The sequence below is a fragment of the Paenibacillus roseus genome (genome assembly GCF_016424485.1).
GTDB lineage: Bacteria > Bacillota > Bacilli > Paenibacillales > Paenibacillaceae > Paenibacillus_D > Paenibacillus_D roseus.
Genome location: NZ_JAELUP010000103.1, coordinates 44,651 through 61,812, shown reverse-complemented (window position 1 = coordinate 61,812; position 17,162 = coordinate 44,651). Strand labels below are relative to the sequence as shown.

Genomic DNA, 17,162 nt, shown 5'->3' with positions numbered 1-17,162 from the left:
CGCTTTTAAGGGGGGAGTACAGAGATGGTTTTATTTCATTCAATGGGTTCTGTGTCTTTGTACACATTCCTTGCTGTAGTTGCTTTGCTCGCATTGGGCACCTTCAGCAATCCAATTCGAGTTGCTTATTCTTTTGTTCGGCAGCTGGTTACGTCCAGAATGTATCTGCTCCACGTTGCAATGGTCGTATTCATATTGTTTCTGAACAGTGTTGAAATGAAGATTGAGCAAAGAATGACATACAATTATGATTTCACCGGCGTCATTTATTCTTTTGAGAAGGGCTTTGTCGCAGGGGTGCAGTCTCTGTTCGAGAATCCTGTTCTCACCGTCATTTTGGGTTTTATGTATATCGTTGTGTTTCAGTCCCTATTGCTCTCATCGCTGGGCATTTACTCATTTGAAGGCAGATACCGGATGTTCTATGCAACCTGCTACGCTATCATGATCAACTACTTGGTTGCCATCCCGTTCTATCTGTTCTTTCCGGTGAATGAGGTGTGGTCTTATGACACCAGTGTCCGCTTTATTATGCTGGATGTTTTCCCGTCTTTTGAAACCCAGTATCGAGCATTGTCCGGATTGGATAATTGTTTTCCCAGCCTCCATACGTCGATTTCGGTGACGTTGGCCGTGCTCGCCATACGATCGGGAAACAAACGCTGGGCCTGGTTTACCGGCATTAGCGCTGTTCTGATTATATTCGCAATCTTTTATATGGGCATCCATTGGCTAAGCGATATGTTGGCGGGAACAGTGCTTGGATTGTTGGCTTCTGCCGCTGGTCTTAAATTAAGCGCCTATACAGCAAGCCGCAATACGCTGGCGGATTCAAAGGCAACATCGAAGCTGGTCAAACAACCTGCTTACGATACCAAACGGTCGCCCGAAGTCTAAACAAAAACAAACGGGATAAGCAGATGAAACCGATAACGCCTGCTTATCCCGTTTGTTTTATTGCAGACGCTCAGCATCCGCATTATGAGAATAAAACTGTTGTTCTTTCTCATAATCATAGGTAAATTCATTCGTTTGTGAATACGAAGTTTCATTACGATATTCGATACTGCGAATCCAGCGGCGGATCATTGCATTCATCCCATCAGCCGCCTTGGTCGGAAGCTGATGACTCTCCCCTTTAAATACCAGTACATCATTGTTGGGCAGATTATTCTCCAATATCCTTAGGTAACGTTTGAAACCCCAGTCTTTTTTTCCGTATAGCAGCAATACTGGATTTTTAATATCTTTCAGTTGCTCCGTGCAGCTGTAAGCCAGACTGTAGCGATAATATTGGTGGATATTAGTTCGATTTCCTCTCCTGGCTTCCCGGAAGAGATTGCGGAAAGTTTGACGCTGGTCTGCATTGCCCCATGTAATCCCGAGCATTAATACCTTCATAGCAGCCCCCCATCGAGACAATTGGGCGGCAATCTTGATTCGCGAGCGAAGCACCCAGTCGCTGGCCTCAGACATAGCGCTTGCCAGAATCGCACCGGCAAAACGTTCAGGATAGGCAAGAAGCGTCTGCAGCACGACAGTCCCCCCTGTAGAGTAACCGCAAATATAGGCCTTCTCAAGGCCAAGCCGATCCATAAGCTGCTTGATATCTTCAGCGATAAGGCGATACGAAATCGGCACCAGCGACCTTCCGCTTTGTCCGTGGCCCCGGATATCAAAGGTAACGACCTTGAATTCATCCGAAAGCTGCACCTGCTGATACCGGAAATTTGCTCCTGTAAGAAGCGGGGGATGAACAAAAATAATCGGGATGCCTTCCCCTTTGACCGAGTAATGAAGCACAGTTCCGTTAATATTTTCCAGTTGCATTACCCTCGCTCCCTTGCTGCTTATTCATTCACCAACAGCTTTCCCACAGAGTCAGCAGAATATAAGGGAGCAAGTGCAGAACGCTGCGTGGCAGAGGATTCTTCCGATCGCTGTTAAAGCCCGATTCCTGCATTTAATAGAGGTTTGCAGGGGGAATTGGGCTCTAAAGGCGACCACGTCCGTTTCTCCAGAATTCCTCTGTCCCTTCGCTGCTCTCCTCGATGTCAACCACTCATTTTTAAGTTGAGCCTTTAAAAAAGAACGTTTATAAATTTTAAAAAAACGGCCAGGCTATTGAGCCTGACCGTTTCATTCGCAACTTCCTTACTCAGAAGCTGCCGAGGTTTGTGAAACATTGTTAATCGAACTGCGATCGAATGTCAATTTCGTTGCATCATTTACACGCAGAACGACGATATCGTCTGTAATTTCTTGAATCGTGCCATGCAAACCGCCGATCGTGACAACTTTGTCGCCTTTCTTGAGCTGGTTCAACATAAAATTGCGTGACTTTTGCTTTTTTTGCTGCGGGCGAATCAACAGGAAGTAAAACACTGCAAACATAAGGATGAATGGCAAGAGCATTCCCCAAATGCCGCTTCCTTGTCCTGCTGCATCAGCTGCTAACCACATCGTATTCCCCCCTCTCTAGAATCCTTTCTCATTATCAAAAAGGCCGTACTGGGCAAAAAACTGGTCGCGAAAATCTAGCAGTCTGTCCTCGGCTATTGCCTGTCGCACGTCCCTCATGAGCTGAAGCAAAAAATGCAGGTTGTGGTATGTCGTCAAACGAATACCAAACGTTTCATTTGCCCTAAGTAAATGACGTATGTAAGCTCTGGAGTAATTTTTGCACGTATAACAGTCGCACTGAGGATCAAGCGGACCAAAATCCTCAGCATACTTGGCATTCCGGACAACCAGCCTGCCGCCGCTTGTCATCGTTGTCCCATTGCGGGCAATCCGCGTAGGCAGCACACAGTCGAACATATCAATTCCGCGAATCGAACCTTCCAGCAACGCATCGGGTGAACCGACTCCCATCAGATAGCGCGGCTTGGCAGCCGGCAACAATGGAACGGTGTAATCCAAAACCTCGTACATGAGCGGTTTTGGCTCCCCGACACTTAGCCCTCCAATAGCATACCCCGGGAAATCCATGGAAGTCAAATCCATTGCGCTTTGCTTGCGCAAATCTTCGTACATGCCGCCTTGAACGATGGCAAACAGCGCCTGGCGATCTGAATTGCGGTGTGATTTCAGGCAGCGCTCGGCCCAGCGCGTTGTCCGCTCCAGCGACTGCTTGACATAACTGTGCTCAGCAGGATGAGGTGGGCATTCGTCAAAGGCCATCATAATATCCGACCCAAGCGCATTTTGAATTTCCATAGCTTTCTCCGGTGAAATAAACAGCTTGTCTCCGTTTAAATGGGACCGGAATTCTACGCCTTCTTCGGTAATTTTGCGCATATTGCTCAAGGAAAAAACTTGAAATCCGCCGCTATCCGTCAGGATCGGACGGTCCCAGTTCATAAATTTATGCAGTCCCCCCGCTCGCTCAATCAGCTCATGTCCCGGGCGCAAAAACAAATGGTAAGTATTTCCTAAAACAATATGTGCGTCCATCGCTTTTAATTCCTCAGGACTCATTGTTTTCACAGTTGCCTGCGTCCCTACCGGCATGAAAGCCGGCGTTTCAATGACGCCATGCGGTGTATGCAGACGGCCCAAGCGGGCTCCGGACTGCTTGCAAGTTTTTATTAATTCATATGTTATCGTCACAGTTCACTCTTCCAATCCTGTTCATAAAATAAACATGGCATCGCCAAAGCTGAAAAACCGGTATTTTTCACGAACCGCTTCAGCGTAGGCTTGCATGACATAATCCCGCCCAGCCAGTGCGCTCACCAGCATGACCAGCGTCGACTTCGGGAGGTGAAAATTCGTCACCAACGCATCGACCAGCTTGAATCCATAGCCCGGGTAAATAAAAATATCGGTCCAACCGCTGCACGCTTCAAGCTCCAGGTCGGCAAACCGCCCCGCTACTGTCTCCAATGTGCGTGCGGAGGTCGTTCCAACGGCTATAATACGACCGCCGTTCTGTTTGGTTTCACGAATCAGCCGGGCATTGGCCTCATCCAGTTCGAAATATTCCGAATGCATGACATGATCCTCTATCTGATCTGCTGACATTGGACGGAACGTACCCAGTCCTACGTGAAGCGTTATATAAGCAAGCCTGACGCCTTTGCGCTGCAACTGCTGCAAAAACGCTTCCGTAAAATGCAGGCCAGCTGTCGGTGCTGCCGCAGAGCCTTGCTGTTTGGCATAGACCGTCTGATAACGCCCCTTATCCTCCAGCCTTTCATGGATATAAGGCGGCAGCGGCATTTCCCCAAGCTGATCCAAAAGCTCTGTAAAAATACCCTCATACTCAAAAGTTACAATACGCGCTCCCATATCCCCTTCTGCTTCAACCGTTGCTTCCAGCAGCGGCGCGCCGTCTCCACGGTCGCCAAACGCCAGCTTCGCGCCAACTTTCAGCCTCTTCGCCGGCTTGGCGAGCGTCTCCCAGCGGTTCCCTTCAAGCTGTTTGAGCAGCAGAAGCTCGATTCGCGCTCCTGTATCGGGCTTTACCCCCATCAGGCGAGCCGGCAGCACCTTCGTATCATTCAATACCAGTGTGTCTCCAGGCTGTAAATAATCAGCCAAATCGGTGAATTGCCGGTGTTCTACCTCTCCCGTCTCCCGGTTCAGAACCATCAGCCTCGAAGCTGAACGTTCTGCCAGCGGAGTCTGCGCAATCAGTTGCTCCGGAAGCTCAAAATCAAACCAATCCACATTCATCTTTAGGTGTCATTCCTTAACTATAGTGATATCTTTATAATAGTATTTCAAAATAGATTGATAGTCATACCCTTGTTCCGCCAAGCCTTTGGCGCCGTACTGGGATAAGCCCAGTCCGTGTCCGAAGCCTGTCCCTGTAAATCGGTATGAGGTGGCTTTTGTCGCTGTTCGAATCGTACCTGATCCGTTCATGACAAAAAAGTTCTCGCTGTTCAAAGCCTTCGTCTGTCCGTCAGCCCCGACCACATATAATTGCTCTGTGCCAGAGCGTTCTTTTTTTGCATCGCCTCTGCCATGAACCGTCACTCTGGCCGTCTCATCCACCTCAAAGCGTGTGCTTGGAAGGCCACCCAGTGCTGATCGCAGCATATCTGGATAGCGGATATCCACTGTCTTGCCGTTGATGCTGATTGCAGTCACACGCCCGGATGGGCCTGTTGCAGTCACCTTAAGCGATTGAATTGAACCGCTGATCGGGGTCTGTACCCGTGCTTTCAACGATTCGAGCAGTTGATCCGAGGTAAAGGGCCCTCTGACCCAGTTGTTTTCATTCGATTGGACAACCTTCTCCAGTGCAATTACATTCGTCCCCGAATCAGCCTTAGCTACCGGATTGACGTTAGTCTGAATGAGCGGGATCGGTCTTATATTCGTCCCGTTCTCCTTGATGCGCATAATCGCGCTGCCGGCTGCCGTCTTCTTGCCTGTATCCTCTAGAAGGTCTTCCCGCACATAACCGACTTTGCCATTTGGCAGCGTAACCCGGTACCAATAATAAAGACCTTTCTCAGATACATCGTCAGGACTTTTCACCGATTTTAGATAGGCAACATCATTGCCCCAAATTTCCTTGCCGTCCGCCGTCATTCCTCCCGCATTGGACGAAAACAGCGCTTCAATCACTTTGCCTTGATAGGTCAGCACTTCCCCTACGGTGGCGTCCACTGCCTGAATGGTCGAAGCGGTCTCCCTGCTCGTTCCTTCATAAACCTGGCTGAGCGTGCTGTCGACGACATTTGCGATCTGGAATCCTATTCCTTGGTACCTTACGTAGCTTCGAGCGGCAACTGCCTGTGCCTTGAGCGCCTCGGGGTGCCAGGATGCCGGCATCTCTCCCCCTACAACCGCGTACAGATAGTGATCTATCGGCAGATCATTGATAACCGCCAGTTTGTCGTTAAACGAGCTGAGCTCAAAGCTGCCGCGGTATGTTCTCTCGGAACGCTCGGACAGCTTGATCGTGCTGTCCTCGGCCGTAGTTACCCATGCCTTTGCATCACCACCCGGGACAAGAAACAACGATGCCGCCGTTCCGGCTTTTTTGGAGACGGTATAATCGTCGCGAAGCTGCAAGTAGGCATCCGTACCGGCAACAGCCAGCTTGCCAAACACCGCTTCGGCCTTTGCCCTGATTGGTCCAAGTCCAGCCTGGCTTGTCTCAGCCCCAACATGAATATAGTATTGAAGCGGACTGACGCCCTGCGGCTTTTTCAAGGCGATATAGGCATCGACCCCTGCAGAGCCGGCGTCAGCCAGAACCTTTCTCGCCTCGGCCAGTGATGCATAAGGACCTGCCTCCAGATGGTAAGGACCCATGATCGAAATTTTGTTCTGTCCAAGCAGCTTGGTCAGTACAGCATTGCCTCCCCACTTGGCTGCGCCAGCCTTAGCCTGCGCCTCCGTGGCATAGGAGCCTTCCGTAACCTGATAAATGGTCTTGCCAGACTTGCTGGTAGAAGTCAGCAAAGCCGCATTCGTACTCTGCTGTAAAACATTCAGCCAGCTTAATGCAGTTTGAAAATCAGCCGTCTCTCCAAGCTTTACCTTATAATCATCCAACGTAAAACGGGCCAGTCTCCCCGGCTCTACCGTTGTCCAAGCTTCAGCGCCTGAAGGATTTCTCATCCCAACCGACAAGGGCTGGGTGCCGCTTAATGTGACAGCAGGCATAGTTGTCGTGTATTTGCCCGGAAGATTCAGATAGATGCCTACCCGAACATTCTCGGCGGCTGCCGCAGACCGTTCCCCGGCAGGCCATATCGACAGCATGACCGCTATTGCAACCGTTGCGGCCAGGACTGACGTGAACTTACGCATAATCAGCATGCCTCCTTAACGATTCATCCCTGTTCGAGAGCTAAGTTTATCCTCCTGTTTCGTCACTCCCAGATGCTTCCCCCGGCACAGGCAACCCCAGATGGCGGTATGCTTTCGGGGTAACGACACGGCCGCGGGGAGTGCGCTGCAGGAAGCCGATTTGCATGAGGTAAGGCTCATACACATCCTCAATCGTCTGCCCTTCCTCGCCGATTGTAGCGGCAATCGTATCCAATCCTACCGGTCCTCCGCGGAAGCTTGTGATCATCGCTTGCAGCATTTTGTGGTCGATCTGATCCAGCCCTCGCGGGTCAACCTGAATGAGCTCCAACGCTGAGGAAGCCAGCTGGTTCGTAATAATCCCGTCTCCGCGCACCTGGGCGAAGTCCCTGACCCGCTTCAGCAAGCGGTTGGCGATCCGCGGCGTCCCTCGGGAGCGCAGCGCAATCTCCTCCGCCGCCTCGCCAACCATCTCGACTTCCAAAATATCCGCAGCTCTGGAGACGATATAGGCAAGCTCCGGCACCGTATAGAACTCCAGGCGGCTCATAACGCCAAAGCGGTCGCGCAGAGGCGCTGAGAGCAATCCTGCCCTTGTCGTGGCTCCGATCAGTGTGAACGGCGGCAAATCCAACCGCACCGAGCGGGCGCTCGGACCTTTCCCAATCATAATATCTAGCGCAAAATCCTCCATTGCCGGGTACAGTACTTCCTCTACAGTCCGATGAAGCCGATGAATCTCGTCAATGAACAGCACATCGCCTTCCTGCAAATTCGTCAGAATCGCTGCCAGATCGCCTGCCCGCTCGATAGCCGGCCCTGAGGTCGTCCGCAAATTGACGCCTAGCTCATTAGCGATAATATTGGAGAGCGTCGTCTTGCCGAGCCCTGGAGGGCCGTACAGCAACACATGGTCCAGCGCCTCCTTGCGCAGCTTGGCGGCTTCAATATAGACTTTCAAATTCTCCTTCACACGTGACTGGCCGATATATTCAGCTAAATACCGGGGGCGCAAGCTTAACTCAACCGCCTGATCATCCATCATCAGATTGGCGGATATAATTCTTTCATCCATTCTGCCTTACCTCCCGTCAGCCCTTAAATAGCCATTGCAGCGCACGCTTCATCAAAGAATCGACCGATTCCTCAGCCGTCACCGAATCCTTCAGCCCCTGCCAGGCCCGATCAAGCTCAGCTTGCGTATAGCCAAGCGCTGCAAGCCCCTCCCGTGCCTCGCTCCACGCAGAAGGGCCTTCGCCTGCGCCCGACACCTCTGCAGCAGCGCGCAAACTTGTCTCCACCGTAGCCCCGAGCTTGTCCTTCAGATCCAGCACCATCCGCTGCGCCGTCTTCTTGCCTATCCCGGGCAGCTTCGTCAAAAAATTAAGATCCTCCTGCTGAATGGCCGCCACAATTGTCTCCGGACGTCCACCAGCAAGTACGCCGAGCGCAACCCGCGGGCCGATGCCGGATACGTCCAGCAGCTTGCGGAACAGCTTCTGCTCCTCCCGGGTAGCAAAACCGAACAGGTGAATGGCATCCTCCCGTACATGATGATGCGTATACATGGTAACCGGCTCATCACTGCGCTGAAAAAAATACGGATTTGGCGTGAATACGCGGTAGCCGATATCACGCACATCTACAACAATATATTCCGTCTCCCAATGGACAACGGTTCCTCGAATGAAATCGATCATTTTCCTAGCACCCCGTTAATTTTATTCACCAGTACAGCAGAGTGCGCATGGCAAATTGCAACTGCAAGGGCATCGGCCACATCATCAGGCTTGGGAACAACCGACAGCTTAAGAAACATCTTCACCATCTCCTGAACCTGCCGCTTCTCCGCCTTCCCGTAGCCGACCACAGCTTGCTTAACTTGCAGAGGTGTGTACTCGGCTATCGGGACGCCCCGCTGGGCTGCCGCCAATATGATGACGCCGCGAGCCTGACCAACGGCAAAAGCCGTCGTCACATTGCGGTTAAAAAACAGCTTCTCCACCGCCATGGCGTCCGGCTTATAACGGTCCAGGAGCGCGCAGGCCGAATCGTAGATCTGTAAAATCCTTGTCTCCTGAGGGGTATGGGCTTCCGTCTGAATGGCTCCGTACTGCACTGGAACCAGCTTGTTCCCTACCTTGTCGACAAATCCGAATCCGGCAATTGCTATGCCCGGATCTATTCCTAGTACACGCAATACGTCCTCTCCTATCATACAAAGCACTATGTACACAAAGCTATCTATCATTATAGCAAATGTTCGTACGAATGAGAACAAGCGCCGAAAAAAACGGACAATACCGCTAAAGCAGCATTGTCCGTTTTCGAGTTAATAACTTCTTTTCATGGCCCCTCTACTGGCGGGCTCTCTGACCGCAAACTCACTGTATGCGGAAAGCATGCTGTTGTAGTCGTCAAGGTCATTAATTTTAATCCCGTCAGCCAGCGCCTGCACCTGTTCCTTTGGAAGGCTGCTTTCCATATAGCTCATATCGAGCTGAAAAAAGGTGCGCATGACTTTTTCTTTGGCTGGTGGACCATCGAACAGCGACAGGTTGCCGTCTTTATCCAAACTCATGAAAGCATGTTGCTTGCATGCATCGGACAAATCTTGAATGTACTCGACCATAACCACTTGTGCTTGACCATTCAAATGGGCTGTCCATGCCGGATGCTTGCCCAGCAGCTCTATGATTGAACGGACATTCATCCTCCCAAGCTGGCTGAACTCCTCCCCGCATACATATTCCTTCTTAAGCAGTACTTCCAGTTCTTCGTGTTGATTCTGGAGCGCTTCAATGAGGCTGGCGGGGGCGTAATTATAATCCTCCATCCGAAGCTCAGCAGCTGTGGAAGCTTGCGGCGCAGCCAGCAGCGGCAGGAGCATAATAAGTATCCCGCCTAAAGTCCATAATGGCTTTCTGCGTTTGCGCAGCCGTCTCTTGAGCTTTTTCCATAAGCTGAATTCCATCATACGGATGTCCCCTTTTGTTTTTTTGTAGCATCCCCCCGGGGACTGGGGATTATGCACAGAACTGGAACCCGTCGCAATGCAAAATTAAGAGGACATGACAAATCCCCCGCACGTATTATGAGCGTACGGGGGTCAGTCGGGTTGTGGATTACACCTGCTATCGATTGATCCAGGGGTGGTTTTTCCGCGAACGCGAAGATTCACGGGATGAACTGGAGGACGTTGAAACACTTCGCACGGCTGCCTTTTTTGGCGCTTTGCTTTTGCGCTTGGGTGCAACGGCCGCTTTTACGGTACTGGTCGCGGCATTCTCCTGCTCATCCGTTCGCTTGTCACCGCCGCAATTGCATGGCTTCTTATGACCCGCTGCCGACTCCTTCACCGGATAAGAAGAATATGGACTTACAGAAGCTCCTGCATAATAACCTGGTGCCGGATAGTTCCATCCTTCCGCCGGACTCACCGCTGTATCAAAGCCCGGGAAACCTCCCTGTGCATGGGTGTAAAGCGCCGGGTGGGAAGAGTAACCATAGCCTCCGGCTGGATAAGGATAGGCTTCTGTGGACGCTCCCCCAATTTGCGATGGATAAGAATAGTCTCCATATGGTGAAGCTGCATATCCGCCGTCTGGGAAAGGACTTGTCGCAAATGGCGAATAGCTTCCCCAGACGTCCGCATGAGATGCATGCGGCCATTCATGCTGATACGGCGACTGTGAAGGCAGGAACGATGACGAGTAGGCCTGGGGGCCATAGTAGACAGGTGCAAGTTGAGCGGGTGAAATGTTAGGCGGCTGATTCGGCGTTACGCTCGATGGCGAGACGTTCGGTGCTGAATTAGGTGATACGCTAACAGGCGAAACATTTGGCGCTGCGTTCGGCGCTACGCTTGACGGTGAGACATTCGGCGACCAATTTGGCGTTACGCTTGACGGTGAGACGTTCGAAGACCAATTTGGTGTAACGCTTGATGGTGAGACGCTCGGCGACCAGTTCGGCGTTACGCTTGATGGTGAGACGCTCGGCGACCAGTTCGGCGTTACGCTTGATGGTGAGACGTTCGAAGACCAATTTGGCGTTACGCTTGCCGGAGAGGCATACGACGACCAGCTTGGCGAGACGCTCGACGGTGAGACATTCGGCGACCAGTTCGGCGTTACGCTTGATGGTGAGACGTTCGGTGACCAGTTCGGCGTTACGTTTGCTGGCGAGGCATACGATGACCATTTTTGCGATGTGCTTGCTGGAGAAACATTTGGAGAAATATTAGGCACGACATTTGCCGGTCCGATATTCACATTGACGGAGTGCTGCTGAACCGCATAACCATGATGGGTTACTGCCGGTGAGACGATCTGGGGTATCTTCGGCAACGGATAAGAAGTCAGCGCTTCAACCGCCGGAATTTCCTTTTGCTTGAATAAATCAGCACTCGGCGTTTTTTCTATATGAACAGGGGCTTCCTTTTTCACTTCTTTTATTTCTTCTTTTTTCTTTTCTTTTTTCTCGACTTCTACGCTCTTAACCTTTTCTGGAAGCGGTGTTGGTGTTGGAACTGCAATTGGCGCAGTTTCTTCCTTCTTCGACTTCACAATTTGCTCTGTCGATACCTTTTGAACGGCGGTGTTGGGTTTTTGATTTTCGCTTTGAGTCGACTCAGGCCAAACCTTTTCCCCTGAGCTTTCTTTGGGAATGTTGACTATTTCCCCGACAAGCAGCGCATTCGGGTTTTTAAGCTGCGGGTTGGCCTTGATTACTTCATTTAGGGAAACGCCCCATGCCTTGGACAGCTTCCAAAGCGTATCCCCTTGCTTAACGACATGCTGATGAAGGATTTCCACTTCATTTGGCTTGTGAGGAGTTGTAGTTACGGCAGAAGGGATCTTCACCTTAAGTCCAACATCAATTTCGTTGGGATTTGCAATTCCCGGGTTCAGCTTAATGATTTCATCGAGTGGCACCCCGTATTTCTGGGAGATTGTATACAGGGATTCGCCTTGCTTGACAACATGGATTTTCACTCGCATTAACCTCCTATCACGTTCTAGGCTTGCAGGACATGAATCGACACCTGCTGACCATTGATCTTTACATCCTATGCAGCGGATAGGCCAATGTCCACTAAACTGTAAAAAAAATCCCGCAGACTTGGTCTGCGGGATGGACAAATGTCCTGGGTTAGTCGATTTTCACACCGTCTACTTCTACAATTTGACGGAATTCCGACACAGCCATTAGTCCTTGCATCTCCATTATTTATAGGAAAAGCTGGGATAAGAGCCAAGAACGCGGATTTGACACCCGATCGCTTCAATCTCACTGATTGCGGATTGCAAAAGCACAGATTCAATCGGCATTTCAATATCAATGGTGAAATAGTAATTGCCAAGCCGTTTCTTCGTCGGTCTGGATTCAATTTTGGACAGGTTAATGCGCCGCCATGCAAAAGCCGACAGCACCTGGTGCAGGGCACCCGGATAATCCTCTGGCAAATGAATCACAACGCTTGTCTTCCTCACGTCAGAGACGCGAGCCTCAAACGGCTTGCTGCCCACAAGCAAAAATCTTGTATAGTTATTGCTATGATCGGTCACACCTTGAGACAATACATCGAGCCCGTGCAGCCTTGCTCCCGCCTGAGTGCCGATAGCAACCCAGCCCGCGCCCCGATTCTCTTTCACAAGCCGGACCGCCTCCACAGTACTGCTGATCTGCTCCAGTTCGGCATGAGGCAGATGCTCCCGCAAATATTGGGTGCATTGGGCGAGCGCAACCGGATGGCTAAGCACCTTGACGATCCGCTCTCTAGCGAGCGTTCCGTCGGGATGCTTCAATTCATCGCTGTGCCCAATCAAATTCTGAATAGAGGGGTACACCCACTCTGCCTGAATCGGCAACTCGACCTCATTAACCAGCCAATCCAGATGCAGGCTTACCGAACCTTCTATCGTATTCTCAATTGGAATGACGCTGTAATCGGTCTTCCCTCCGGCAGTGGATAAAAACACATCTGCGATCGGCTTGTAATAGTTCCATTTCACCTCGGCTCCTGCAAACAAATATTGTGCCGCCTCGTCCGAAGTACTGCCTTCTGGTAATAAAGCTACGCTTATCATGCCTTTACTTCTCCTTTAATCCACTCCATGAGTGAAATCTCTCCGGTCGGTCCGTCCAACCACTGCAACTCAGGTCCAGTCAGGCAGGGCTTCAGCCAAACAGACTTCGCCTCGACCCCTTCATTTCCCAATGTATCCAGCAGGAAGCGCTCTAATTCATCTTTGCGTTGGCTATCTGATTCGATCAGCGCCAGCAGCGTCGGTCCGGCTCCGCTTAATGCAGTTGAGATTGCCCCGTGTTCTCCCGCATCACGAAGTATCTGCGACATTCCCGGAATAAGCGCCGCCCGGTATGGTTCGTGTACACGGTCCTTCATCGCATAGCGAATCAGGTCGATTCTCCCGGATGCAAGCGCGGCGACAAGCAGAGAGCTGTGACTGATATTGTATACCGCATCCTGCTTGCTATACTGCTGCGGCAGTGCGTGACGAGCCTTCTCGGTCGCCAAATGAAAATCCGGGATTGCGACGAGCATATCAATTCCTGCAGGCGGCTCCAGACGAATATGGTCGACCCGATCCCCATCCCAGGCAGCAACAATAATGCCCCCGAACAACGATGCGCCCACATTATCCGGATGACCTTCCAGACGAGTGGCGATGGTAAACAATTGCTGCTCCGTTAGTGGGAAGCCTGCCAGCGCATTAGCTGCGACCAGCGCGCCGACAATTGCCGAGGCGCTGCTGCCAAGGCCGCGAGTCAACGGAATATCGCTGTACATGGCAATGTTAAGCTCCTGCTCCGGCAGTCCCGCTTCCTTGAATACAAGCTGGGCCACTTTATAAAGCAAATTCGATTTATCCCGTGGAATGGATTCCATCCCGTTCCCAAGCAATTCAATTTCTGTCTCTTCATCGGCGATAGACATATCAATCCATGCATAAAGAGATAGCGCCATTCCAAGCGTGTCAAAACCTGGTCCCAAATTTGCTGTGCTGGCCGGAATTTTTACAATAATCCGACGGTTATCCATGTGTGTTCTCCTTCCAAAAACATCATCCACGTCCGCCCGGCTTAGCTTAACCTTCTACACGGTAGACGCTCTTCACTTTGCGAATGACATCAAGAGATTCAAATGCATGAAGCACTCTTTTCATGGCTGCTTTATTCGCATCATGAGTAATGACGATAATTTCCGCATCCGGATTGTTAGGATTCGGCTGTTGGAGTACGGACTCCAAACTAACATCGAATTCAGCGAATACCTGTGTAATGCGGGCGAGCACGCCTGCACGGTCGTCCACGTGCAGCAGCAGAAAATATTTATTGGAAATTTGCTCGTCTGTTTTCAGCTTTTTCTCCTTGTATGTGCCGACCGCGTGCTGGCCATTGATGCCCAAACGCAGGTTTTTCACTACTGCCACAAGATCGGCTACAATAGAGGTAGCCGTCGGCAATTCGCCCGCTCCCGGACCATAGAACATCGTCTCTCCAACCGCCTCGCCATATACGTACACTGCATTAAATACGCCGTTTACGGAGGCAATCGGATGCGTATTCTTCACCATGGTCGGCTCTACGGTCACGCTGATGAAACCATCCTGGCTGGTGGCAATACCGAGCAGCTTCAGCTCATAGCCCAGTCGCTTCGCATACGCGATGTCCTCGCTGCTGACTGCGGATATGCCTTTTGTACTCACATCCTCCAGAGCAACGTCCGTGCGGAAACCAAGTGTAGAGAGGATCGTCATTTTACGCGCCGCATCCAGCCCCTCCACATCGGAGGTCGGATCAGCCTCGGCGTAGCCGAGCTGCTGCGCTTCTTTCAGCACTTCGCTGTACGAAGCGCCTTCCTGGCTCATTTTCGTCAAAATATAGTTCGTTGTGCCGTTCACAATACCCATAATTTTTGTAATGCGGTCTGAAGAGAAGCCTTCAATCAGCGTTCGGATGATTGGAATTCCGCCTGCTACGCTCGCCTCGTACAACACATCACAGCGATTCTCCCCTGCCTTGGCAAGTATCTCCGGACCATGCAGCGCCATCAGGTCCTTATTGGCCGTTACGACATGCTTGCCGCGAGACAAAGCCTCAAGAATGTATTCCTTCGTATTCCCAATGCCGCCCATCACTTCTACGACAACATCAATCTCGGGATCATGTACAATATCGTAAGGATCTTCCGTCAGCTTGGACGAATCAATTTGAATCGAGCGGGCTTTGCTTTTATTCTGCACCAAAATTTTCTCAATGACAATCGGCGAGCCAGTCTGACTTTGCAGATCATTTTGATGTCCTTCTACAATACGCACAACGCCTGTTCCTACAGTTCCCAGACCCAGCAGACCTACCTTTACTGGTTTCATTCGCTCTCCTCCAACCTACTATTCTATCCCTGCCCGATCACTGATGCCCGGCTTACGCCATCCTGGGCGCGAATCGATTGCAACAGCTCGGTAAGTGACTTATTCATTAATGCCGTATCCACCGTAATCACTACATTGGCAAGCCCTTGCAACGGAATGCTCTGGTTAATCGTCAGGACATTCCCCTCAAAACCTGCCACAAGGCCAAGTACCTTGGACAATATACCCGACCGGTGCTGCAAATCCATAGAGATGGTGACGATTTGTTCACGGTCCAGTTGGTCAAAGGTCGAAATGGCATCCTTATACTTGTAAAAAGCGCTGCGGCTCAGTCCAATCCGCTCTACGGCCTCATTCACAGTTGCCGCTTCCCCTTTGCGCAGCATCTCTTTCACCTGAATTGTCTTGACAATACCTTCAGGCAAAATATCTTCACGAACGACATAATAACGGTCTGCCATCAAACCGTCCTCCTGTAAAAGACAAGTGTATAACTATAGTGGACATTATATCGCAAACCCGTGAGTCCCGCAATAGGTTGTTTTGGGCATCACAGCAAAAAGGCATTCTCCCTAAGAGAATGCCTCCCTTGTATATAAGGCTCGGTATTAGCTTTCGGCTGTTGCCAAGGCCTATTCGAAAATGTAGTCGCTGCCTTCGAAGAACTCAAACGCGAAGTCACCGATCCGCACCAGATCCCCGTCCTTCGCACCAGCTTTGCGTAGCGCACTATCGACACCCATCTTGCGCATGATACGGGCAAAGCGCATGACCTCATCATAAGAATTCAAATTGTGGCGCTGCATGAACTTTTCGATATTCTCGCTTTCCACCACGTATACATCTTCTTCAATGTGAATCGTGAAGTCAGCCTCATCTTTCCTCTTGCTATACTTGAATACCTTCCGCTCTTCCGTCTCTTTGACTTCCTCTACTAGCGGCGTCTCTGGAATGGCATCGAGCATATCAGCCGCCTTGTACAGCAGCTCCTGAATGCCTTGTTTGGTCAGCGAGGAGATCGGCACAATCTCATATTCTCTGTCTCCATGATGCTCCTTAAGCTGCTGCTTGAACATCTCCAGGAAGTCTTCCGCATCAGGCATGTCCATCTTGTTGGCGGCAATGATTTGCGGCCGATCAGCAAGCTTCTCATTGTATTGAACGAGTTCCTCGTTGATTTTGATCCAGTCTTCATAAGGGTCTCTGCCCTCAGAAGCCGCCATATCCACAACATGGATGATGACGCGAGTCCGTTCGACATGACGCAAAAACTCATGACCGAGGCCAACACCTTCATGCGCCCCTTCGATCAGTCCCGGCAAATCCGCCATTACGAAGCTGCGCATATCGCCCACATCGACCACGCCAAGGTTCGGGGTCAGGGTCGTGAAATGGTAGGCGCCGATTTTCGGCTGTGCAGCCGAAACGACAGACAGCAGCGTCGATTTCCCGACGCTCGGGAAGCCAACCAAGCCAACATCCGCCATGACTTTCAACTCCAGCGTAATCCAGCGCTCTTGGCCCTCTTCTCCATTCTCCGAGATATAAGGCGCCGGATTGCTTGGCGTTGCAAAACGCATATTCCCGCGTCCGCCGCGTCCGCCTTTGGCGACAATAATCTCCTGACCCTGACGCGTCAAATCCGCAATAATTTCATTTGTATCCTCATCGACAACAATAGTACCCGGTGGAATCCGGACGATCATATCATCCGCACCCGCGCCATGCATTCCTTTTACCTTGCCTTTTTCCCCGCGCGGGGCTTTGAAATGCTTCTGATAGCGGAAATCCATCAGCGTGCGAAGTCCCTCGTCTACACGGAATATGACATTCCCGCCGCGCCCCCCGTCTCCGCCGGCAGGTCCGCCCTCCGGAACATAAAGCTCTCTGCGGAAGGAGATGAGTCCATCCCCACCATTACCGCCCTTTACGAAAATTTTCGCTTTATCTACAAACATGCTGTTCCTCCATTCAAGTCCAAAAAGC

At 51.0% G+C, this 17,162-nt stretch carries 16 protein-coding genes; 1 reads left to right on the top strand and 15 read right to left on the bottom strand.

From position 1 onward, the window contains the following. Positions 1-24 precede the first annotated feature (24 nt). On the top strand, positions 25-897 hold the full coding sequence (locus JFN88_RS17260; RefSeq protein WP_199020550.1) for a phosphatase PAP2 family protein: 873 nt from the start codon (positions 25-27) through the stop codon (positions 895-897). 57 nt (positions 898-954) lie between these two features. On the opposite strand, the gene JFN88_RS17255 is transcribed toward JFN88_RS17260, so the two are convergent. From JFN88_RS17255 to obgE, 15 genes are all read right to left on the bottom strand, one after another. Further along, positions 955-1,830, bottom strand: coding sequence for an alpha/beta fold hydrolase (locus JFN88_RS17255; RefSeq protein ID WP_199020549.1), 876 nt, complete (start codon positions 1,828-1,830; stop codon positions 955-957). A gap of 324 nt (positions 1,831-2,154) precedes the next feature. Then, positions 2,155-2,463, bottom strand: a complete 309-nt coding sequence (yajC, locus tag JFN88_RS17250) for a preprotein translocase subunit YajC (RefSeq protein ID WP_199020548.1) — start codon at positions 2,461-2,463, stop codon at positions 2,155-2,157. 15 nt (positions 2,464-2,478) lie between these two features. Then, the gene (gene tgt, locus JFN88_RS17245; protein WP_199020547.1) at positions 2,479-3,612 is read right to left on the bottom strand and encodes a tRNA guanosine(34) transglycosylase Tgt; all 1,134 of its coding nucleotides are present in this window, start codon (positions 3,610-3,612) and stop codon (positions 2,479-2,481) included. A gap of 21 nt (positions 3,613-3,633) precedes the next feature. After that, complete coding sequence (gene queA / locus JFN88_RS17240; RefSeq protein WP_199020546.1) at positions 3,634-4,680, bottom strand: tRNA preQ1(34) S-adenosylmethionine ribosyltransferase-isomerase QueA; 1,047 nt, start codon at positions 4,678-4,680, stop codon at positions 3,634-3,636. A 9-nt stretch (positions 4,681-4,689) separates the two neighbouring features. Next, on the bottom strand, positions 4,690-6,777 hold the full coding sequence (locus tag JFN88_RS17235; RefSeq protein WP_199020545.1) for a SpoIID/LytB domain-containing protein: 2,088 nt from the start codon (positions 6,775-6,777) through the stop codon (positions 4,690-4,692). A gap of 46 nt (positions 6,778-6,823) precedes the next feature. Further along, positions 6,824-7,852 (bottom strand): Holliday junction branch migration DNA helicase RuvB, encoded by a 1,029-nt coding sequence (gene ruvB, locus JFN88_RS17230; RefSeq protein WP_199020544.1) that lies wholly within the window; start codon positions 7,850-7,852, stop codon positions 6,824-6,826. A 16-nt stretch (positions 7,853-7,868) separates the two neighbouring features. Continuing rightward, entirely contained in the window at positions 7,869-8,477 is a 609-nt protein-coding gene (ruvA, locus tag JFN88_RS17225) for a Holliday junction branch migration protein RuvA (RefSeq protein WP_199020543.1), read from the bottom strand. Next, positions 8,474-8,977 (bottom strand): crossover junction endodeoxyribonuclease RuvC, encoded by a 504-nt coding sequence (gene ruvC / locus JFN88_RS17220; RefSeq protein WP_199020542.1) that lies wholly within the window; start codon positions 8,975-8,977, stop codon positions 8,474-8,476. The genes ruvA and ruvC overlap by 4 nt, the downstream gene beginning before the upstream one ends. Positions 8,978-9,109: 132 nt before the next feature. Beyond that, a complete protein-coding gene (locus JFN88_RS17215) occupies positions 9,110-9,754 on the bottom strand; it encodes a BofC C-terminal domain-containing protein (RefSeq protein WP_199020541.1) in 645 nt (214 codons plus the stop codon). Between the two features lie 157 nt (positions 9,755-9,911). Further along, positions 9,912-11,774: a LysM peptidoglycan-binding domain-containing protein gene (locus JFN88_RS17210; protein WP_199020540.1), complete on the bottom strand. Its 1,863-nt coding sequence runs from the start codon at positions 11,772-11,774 to the stop codon at positions 9,912-9,914. A 231-nt stretch (positions 11,775-12,005) separates the two neighbouring features. Beyond that, a complete protein-coding gene (gene pheA / locus JFN88_RS17205; RefSeq protein ID WP_199020539.1) occupies positions 12,006-12,869 on the bottom strand; it encodes a prephenate dehydratase in 864 nt (287 codons plus the stop codon). After that, on the bottom strand, positions 12,866-13,843 hold the full coding sequence (thrB, locus tag JFN88_RS17200; RefSeq protein WP_199020538.1) for a homoserine kinase: 978 nt from the start codon (positions 13,841-13,843) through the stop codon (positions 12,866-12,868). Before thrB ends, pheA begins: the two co-directional genes overlap by 4 nt. 46 nt (positions 13,844-13,889) lie before the next feature. After that, positions 13,890-15,176 carry a homoserine dehydrogenase gene (locus tag JFN88_RS17195; protein WP_199020537.1) on the bottom strand — a complete coding sequence of 429 codons (1,287 nt, stop codon included), beginning with the start codon at positions 15,174-15,176 and terminating at the stop codon, positions 13,890-13,892. 23 nt (positions 15,177-15,199) lie between these two features. Beyond that, positions 15,200-15,637, bottom strand: coding sequence for an ACT domain-containing protein (locus JFN88_RS17190; RefSeq protein ID WP_199020536.1), 438 nt, complete (start codon positions 15,635-15,637; stop codon positions 15,200-15,202). Positions 15,638-15,808: 171 nt separating this feature from the next. Beyond that, positions 15,809-17,134, bottom strand: a complete 1,326-nt coding sequence (obgE, locus tag JFN88_RS17185) for a GTPase ObgE (protein WP_199020535.1) — start codon at positions 17,132-17,134, stop codon at positions 15,809-15,811. Positions 17,135-17,162 lie beyond the last annotated feature (28 nt).

Excerpts from the sequence above, each read along its gene's own strand:
- JFN88_RS17235 (WP_199020545.1), bottom strand. The coding sequence starts at position 6,777 with ATGCGTAAGTTCACGTCAGTCCTGGCCGCAACGGTTGCAATAGCGGTC.
- pheA (WP_199020539.1), bottom strand. The coding sequence starts at position 12,869 with ATGATAAGCGTAGCTTTATTACCAGAAGGCAGTACTTCGGACGAGGCG.
- thrB (WP_199020538.1), bottom strand. The coding sequence starts at position 13,843 with ATGGATAACCGTCGGATTATTGTAAAAATTCCGGCCAGCACAGCAAAT.
- JFN88_RS17215 (WP_199020541.1), bottom strand. The coding sequence starts at position 9,754 with ATGATGGAATTCAGCTTATGGAAAAAGCTCAAGAGACGGCTGCGCAAA.
- JFN88_RS17190 (WP_199020536.1), bottom strand. The coding sequence starts at position 15,637 with ATGGCAGACCGTTATTATGTCGTTCGTGAAGATATTTTGCCTGAAGGT.
- ruvA (WP_199020543.1), bottom strand. The coding sequence starts at position 8,477 with ATGATCGATTTCATTCGAGGAACCGTTGTCCATTGGGAGACGGAATAT.
- JFN88_RS17260 (WP_199020550.1), top strand. The coding sequence starts at position 25 with ATGGTTTTATTTCATTCAATGGGTTCTGTGTCTTTGTACACATTCCTT.
- queA (WP_199020546.1), bottom strand. The coding sequence starts at position 4,680 with ATGAATGTGGATTGGTTTGATTTTGAGCTTCCGGAGCAACTGATTGCG.
- JFN88_RS17255 (WP_199020549.1), bottom strand. The coding sequence starts at position 1,830 with ATGCAACTGGAAAATATTAACGGAACTGTGCTTCATTACTCGGTCAAA.
- yajC (WP_199020548.1), bottom strand. The coding sequence starts at position 2,463 with ATGTGGTTAGCAGCTGATGCAGCAGGACAAGGAAGCGGCATTTGGGGA.
- ruvB (WP_199020544.1), bottom strand. The coding sequence starts at position 7,852 with ATGGATGAAAGAATTATATCCGCCAATCTGATGATGGATGATCAGGCG.
- JFN88_RS17195 (WP_199020537.1), bottom strand. The coding sequence starts at position 15,176 with ATGAAACCAGTAAAGGTAGGTCTGCTGGGTCTGGGAACTGTAGGAACA.
- obgE (WP_199020535.1), bottom strand. The coding sequence starts at position 17,134 with ATGTTTGTAGATAAAGCGAAAATTTTCGTAAAGGGCGGTAATGGTGGG.